6 protein-coding genes are annotated in these 5,110 nt (G+C 53.1%); 5 read left to right on the top strand and 1 reads right to left on the bottom strand.

Translation table 11 applies throughout. The features are described 5' to 3' along the window. A partial coding sequence (locus AC4FIC_RS14960; protein ID WP_476195993.1) for a type IV pilin protein occupies window positions 1-62 on the bottom strand: 62 nt, incomplete at its 3' end. 330 nt (window positions 63-392) lie between these two features. Between AC4FIC_RS14960 and pilB the strand changes: the two genes are divergently transcribed. From pilB to AC4FIC_RS14935, 5 genes are read left to right on the top strand one after another with little or no spacing between them, the layout of a single operon-like run. Further along, entirely contained in the window at window positions 393-2,084 is a 1,692-nt protein-coding gene (gene pilB, locus AC4FIC_RS14955; protein WP_273285930.1) for a type IV-A pilus assembly ATPase PilB, read from the top strand. Between the two features lie 13 nt (window positions 2,085-2,097). Further along, window positions 2,098-3,321: a type II secretion system F family protein gene (locus AC4FIC_RS14950; protein WP_100258012.1), complete on the top strand. Its 1,224-nt coding sequence runs from the start codon at window positions 2,098-2,100 to the stop codon at window positions 3,319-3,321. Continuing rightward, the gene (locus AC4FIC_RS14945; RefSeq protein WP_100258013.1) at window positions 3,321-4,193 is read left to right on the top strand and encodes a prepilin peptidase; all 873 of its coding nucleotides are present in this window, start codon (window positions 3,321-3,323) and stop codon (window positions 4,191-4,193) included. The genes AC4FIC_RS14950 and AC4FIC_RS14945 overlap by 1 nt, the downstream gene beginning before the upstream one ends. Continuing rightward, window positions 4,190-4,786: a dephospho-CoA kinase gene (coaE, locus tag AC4FIC_RS14940; protein WP_273285929.1), complete on the top strand. Its 597-nt coding sequence runs from the start codon at window positions 4,190-4,192 to the stop codon at window positions 4,784-4,786. Before AC4FIC_RS14945 ends, coaE begins: the two co-directional genes overlap by 4 nt. Window positions 4,787-4,797: 11 nt before the next feature. Next, on the top strand, window positions 4,798-5,007 hold the full coding sequence (locus AC4FIC_RS14935; RefSeq protein ID WP_100258014.1) for a DNA gyrase inhibitor YacG: 210 nt from the start codon (window positions 4,798-4,800) through the stop codon (window positions 5,005-5,007). Window positions 5,008-5,110: the final 103 nt, after the last annotated feature.

Here is a 5,110-nt window from a genome sequence, read left to right as displayed (position 1 = left end):
ATGCCGATAATCGCCACAACGATCATCAGTTCGATTAAAGTAAAACCTTGTTGTTTCTTCATAGTAACGACTCCAGAGGTGATTATATGCCTACTCAGCTGTCCGATTACATCTGAGCTCGAATTGAAGATTGCATTTCATATGCCAAGTTCGCTAGCACCCAGGTTAAGCCCAATATGCTTCGCTTTGACGCAAGAAATCATTTTTGTCACCCATGACAGAGAACCTGTCAGATCGCTCACTAGGGCACAAAACTGACCTGAATTGTCACTAGCTGCGCCAGTCGACAAATTTCGTCTTTGGGCCCGGTCGGCAACCGGACTTAAGTTCGCGGCCTTGGTTGACTGGTCTATACTTTGCACCATGGTGAGCAATGGGAAGGCGTTATGACGATGGCATTAGGGGGCCTGGCACGGCGCCTGGTAGTAGAGGGGTCCATATCTGAAGAGGCCGCCGTAAGCGCGGCCAACGAGGCCAGCAGAGCGAAAAAGGGCCTGGTGCCCTATCTGGTCGAAAACGACCTGATCGGTGCGCGCAAGATTGCGGTCATTGCCGCCGATGAATTTGGCACGCCCTTTTTTGACCTGGACGCGTTCGATATTGAGCTGTTCCCAAAAGATCTGATCGCCAACAATCTCATTATCGCCCATCACGCCATTCCGCTGGTTAAGCGCGGCACCCGCCTGTTTGTCGGGGTCTCGGATCCAACCAATCTAGTGGCCATCGATGAAATCAAGTTCCACACCGGCCTAAGTGTCGATGCGATCTTGGTCGAAGAAGATAAGTTGCGCAGCTTTATTGAGCGAATCACCGATGACGCCTCCGATGCGTTCGATAACTTAGAGGATGAGGGACTCGACGATCTTGATGTGGTCGACACCCAAACTCGCGCGGAGGATAAGGCCGTTGGTGACGGCAGCGACGATGCCCCGGTGGTGCGCTTTATCAACCAGATGCTGCTCAGTGCGATTAAAAAAGGCGCGTCGGACCTGCATTTTGAACCCTATGAAAAGTCTTATCGGGTCCGCTTCCGCATTGATGGCATTTTACAAACCGCGGCCAAGCCACCCATTGCCCTAGGGCCAAAGATGTCGGCGCGCTTGAAGGTAATGTCGAATCTGGACATTTCCGAGCGCCGTGTACCCCAGGACGGGCGCATCAAGTTAAAAATTTCCAAAACCAAGGCCATCGATTTCCGCGTCAACACCCTGCCGACGCTGTTTGGCGAAAAAATCGTTATGCGGATTCTCGATCCCTCGTCAGCCAAGATGGGCATCGACGCATTGGGCTATGAACTGGTGCAAAAAGAAATGTATCTAAAAGCACTCGATAAACCCCAAGGCATGATTTTAGTGACCGGCCCAACGGGTTCGGGTAAAACCGTCTCCCTCTATACCGGCATTAATATTCTTAACCAAGACGGTATTAATATCTCAACCGCCGAAGATCCGGTCGAGATCAATCTAGAGGGTATTAACCAGGTCAACGTCAACACCAAGGTCGGCCTGGACTTCTCCTCGGCCCTGCGCTCTTTTTTGCGCCAGGACCCGGATATCATTATGGTCGGCGAAATCCGCGACCTGGAAACGGCGTCCATCGCCATTAAGGCAGCCCAGACCGGTCACATGGTGATGTCGACACTGCACACCAATAGCGCGGCAGAAACCATTACCCGGATGCTCAATATGGGTGTGCCATCCTTTAACCTGGCCACCACCATCAATCTCATTATCGCCCAACGTTTGGCCCGCCGGCTGTGCAGCAAGTGTAAGGAGCCGGCCGACTTAAGCGCAGAGCAGCTGGTAAAGGCCGGCTTTTCCAGTGAGTTGGCCCAGACGGCGACAATCTTCAAACCCAAGGGTTGTGACAGTTGCACCGGCGGGTACAAGGGCCGTGTTGGTATTTATGAAGTGGTTCGCATCACCCCAGACGTGTCCCGTATTATTATGGATGAGGGAAACGCGATCCAACTCAATGAACAGTTCAAGGTTGAGGGCTTTAACAGCCTAAGGATCTCGGGTCTGGTGAAGGCGGCCTCGGGCGTCACCAGTCTGGAAGAAGTAAACAGAATTACAACCGATTAAAGGTGGTTTGGTTATGGCAACTGCAACAGTAAAGACCTCTATATTCTCCTACGAAGGGCTCGATCGTAACGGCAAGCTAAAACGCGGTGAGATTAGCGGCACGAACCCCTCTTTTATTAAAGCCGAACTGCGCAAACAGGGTGTTATTCGGGTTAAAAAACTGGCCAAAAAACGCAAAGACATAGCCCTCTTCGGCGGCCAAAAGATCGGTACCAGCGATATCGCCGTGTTCACCCGGCAAATGGCGACCATGATGAAGGCGGGTGTGCCGCTTATGAAATCCTTCGAGATCGTCGCCGAAGGACTGGAAAATAAGACCATGGCGGTCTTAGTAAACAAGATGGCCGTTAGTGTCTCCGGCGGCGGCGGCTTTGCCAGTGCCCTACGGGAACACCCCAAGCAGTTCGACGATCTCTATTGCTCACTGGTTGACTCCGGCGAACAGGCCGGCGCATTGGAGACCATGCTCAATCGGGTCGCGCTGTATCAGGAAAAGTCCGAAAGCGTGAAAAAGAAGGTAAAATCGGCCATGAAGTACCCGGCGACGATCATGTCCATCGCCGCCATTGTCACGGCTATCCTATTGCTCAAGGTTGTGCCAGTGTTTGCCAATATGTTTGAAAGCTTCGGCGCCGACCTGCCGGTACCGACCCAAGTAGTGATGGATATGTCCAATTGGCTGCAGGCGAACGGGATTTTGTTGGGGATTATACTGGTGGCCTTGTTTATCGGGTTTCAGCAGTCTCATCAGCGTTCCCGGATGTTTCGTCATGCCTTACAGCGCCTATCGGTTAAGCTGCCGGTATTCGGCCCTATCGTTTATCAATCGGCCATGGCCCGTTATGCGCGCACCCTGTCGACTACCTTTGCCGCCGGTGTGCCGTTGGTCAGCGCCTTGGAAAGCGCGGCCGGTGCTTCGGGCAATATCATCTATGAAAATGCCATCATGGCAGTAAAGAACGAGGTCGAAACCGGCTCCGAACTGGCCGGTTCGATGAAGGAAACCGGCGTCTTCCCGGCCATGCTGATTCAGATGGTCTCTATAGGTGAACAGTCTGGCGCGCTCGATGATATGTTGAGCAAGGCCGCTGAAATCTATGAAGAGGAGGTCGATACCCTGGTCGATGGCCTGACCTCGATGATGGAACCTTTGATTATGGCCTTCTTGGGCATTATAGTCGGTGGTCTGGTGGTGGCAATGTACCTACCGATCTTCCAAATGGGTTCCGTTATCTGATGATTGACTATCTGTCCACAAACACCAGCGCCTTGATAGTAACCGTCTTTATTGTCGGTTTACTGATCGGCAGCTTTCTCAATGTTGTCATCTACCGCCTACCGGCGATGATGCACAAGGCCTGGGCGGTGGAAGTGGCTCAGTTCAATAGTGACGTAGACCTACTCGATCGACTCCAACGGGAACCGACTTACAATCTGGTCACACCGGACTCCAGTTGCCCGCAGTGCGGCCACAAGATTCGGGCCTGGGAGAACATTCCGCTGATCAGCTGGCTGATGCTTCGAGCTCGATGTTCGGCCTGTCACAAGCCTATTTCGGCCCGTTACCCAGCAGTGGAGCTCATCACGGCCTTACTCTCGGCGCTGGTTGCTTGGCAGTTTGGCTGGTCTCTAACCAGTCTATGCCTTATTCCGCTGGTCTGGGTGTTGGTGACCCTGACCCTAATCGATGTCGATACCCAACTACTGCCCGACAGCCTCACCCTGCCCCTGCTCTGGGCCGGTTTGCTGCTAAACAGCCAAGAGATCATAGTGAGCTTGAACAGTGCCGTTATCGGTGCCGCCGCAGGCTATCTCAGCCTCTGGTCAATTTACTGGCTCTTTAAACTGCTTACCGGCAAGGACGGCATGGGCTATGGTGACTTTAAATTGTTTGCCGCCTTCGGTGCCTGGTTTGGCTGGATTGCTCTACCACTGATAATATTATTGTCCTCCCTGGTAGGCGCGGTGGTCGGTATCGTGATGATTCTCAGTCTGGGCCGCGATCGACAGGTGCCTATACCGTTCGGCCCTTACCTCTGTGGCGCCGCCCTGGTTTATATCTTTTGGGGCCAGAGCATAATGAACTGGTATCTGGGGTATCTGGTTTGATTATTGGCCTGACCGGCGGTATTGGTGCCGGCAAGTCGACGGTTGCTGGCATGTTTCAGGCACTGGGCATCATTTGTGTCGATGCCGATCGCGTGGCGCGTGAGCTGGTCGAGCCTGGCAGCCCCGTGCTCGCGCAAATTGTGGACCACTTCGGTCCGGAATTGCTTGAGGGTGAACACCTTAACCGCGCCAAGCTCCGGCAACTGATCTTTCAGGACTCTACAGCCAAGGCTTGGTTAGAACAGTGTATGCATCCGATGATTCGTTCGGAGATCAATCGCAGGCTGGCCGAGTCGGCCAATGATTCGCCCTATCAAATTCTCGAGGCGCCGCTGCTGTATGAAAACCGGCTGGAAACCCTCTGCGCCGCTACGATCTTAGTCGATACCGACCTTGACTTGCAGATGGCGCGAGCACTGCAGCGCGATGGTTCAACCCCTGATACAATAGCCGCGATCATCGCCAGCCAAATGCCGGCAGATCAGAAGCGACTTAGAGCCGATTATATTATTCAAAACAGCGGCGATCTAACCGACCTGAACGAGCGGGTGACACGGTTACACCGTCACCTTATCGACAATCCAATAGCCTGACTCGAGAATGCATGACTACTATTCTTTGCCCGACCTGCCAGAAAAAAACCCAATACGACGCGACCAATGCCTTTCGACCCTTCTGTTCCGAGCGCTGCAGGCTAATCGATTTGGGCGAATGGGCCAGTGGCGGCCACAAGCTTCCCGCCGCCCTGAGTGAGGATGACTTCTTCTCCGAAGAGATGGAAAACCTGATCAATAGGGGCTTGGACGACGCTTAATGGCGGTCCATAAAAAAAGGCAAACCCTAGGGTTTGCCTTTTTTTTTAACCACATGCCAGAGCTAAGAGCGATACTCAGCATTGATGCGCACATATTCATGGG

Source organism: Reinekea sp., assembly GCF_982785585.1.
Note: the sequence above shows the minus strand (reverse complement) of the source record. Positions and strands in the feature narration are given on the sequence as shown.

Excerpts from the sequence above, each read along its gene's own strand:
- pilB (WP_273285930.1), top strand. The coding sequence starts at position 393 with ATGGCATTAGGGGGCCTGGCACGGCGCCTGGTAGTAGAGGGGTCCATA.
- AC4FIC_RS14950 (WP_100258012.1), top strand. The coding sequence starts at position 2,098 with ATGGCAACTGCAACAGTAAAGACCTCTATATTCTCCTACGAAGGGCTC.
- AC4FIC_RS14945 (WP_100258013.1), top strand. The coding sequence starts at position 3,321 with ATGATTGACTATCTGTCCACAAACACCAGCGCCTTGATAGTAACCGTC.
- AC4FIC_RS14935 (WP_100258014.1), top strand. The coding sequence starts at position 4,798 with ATGACTACTATTCTTTGCCCGACCTGCCAGAAAAAAACCCAATACGAC.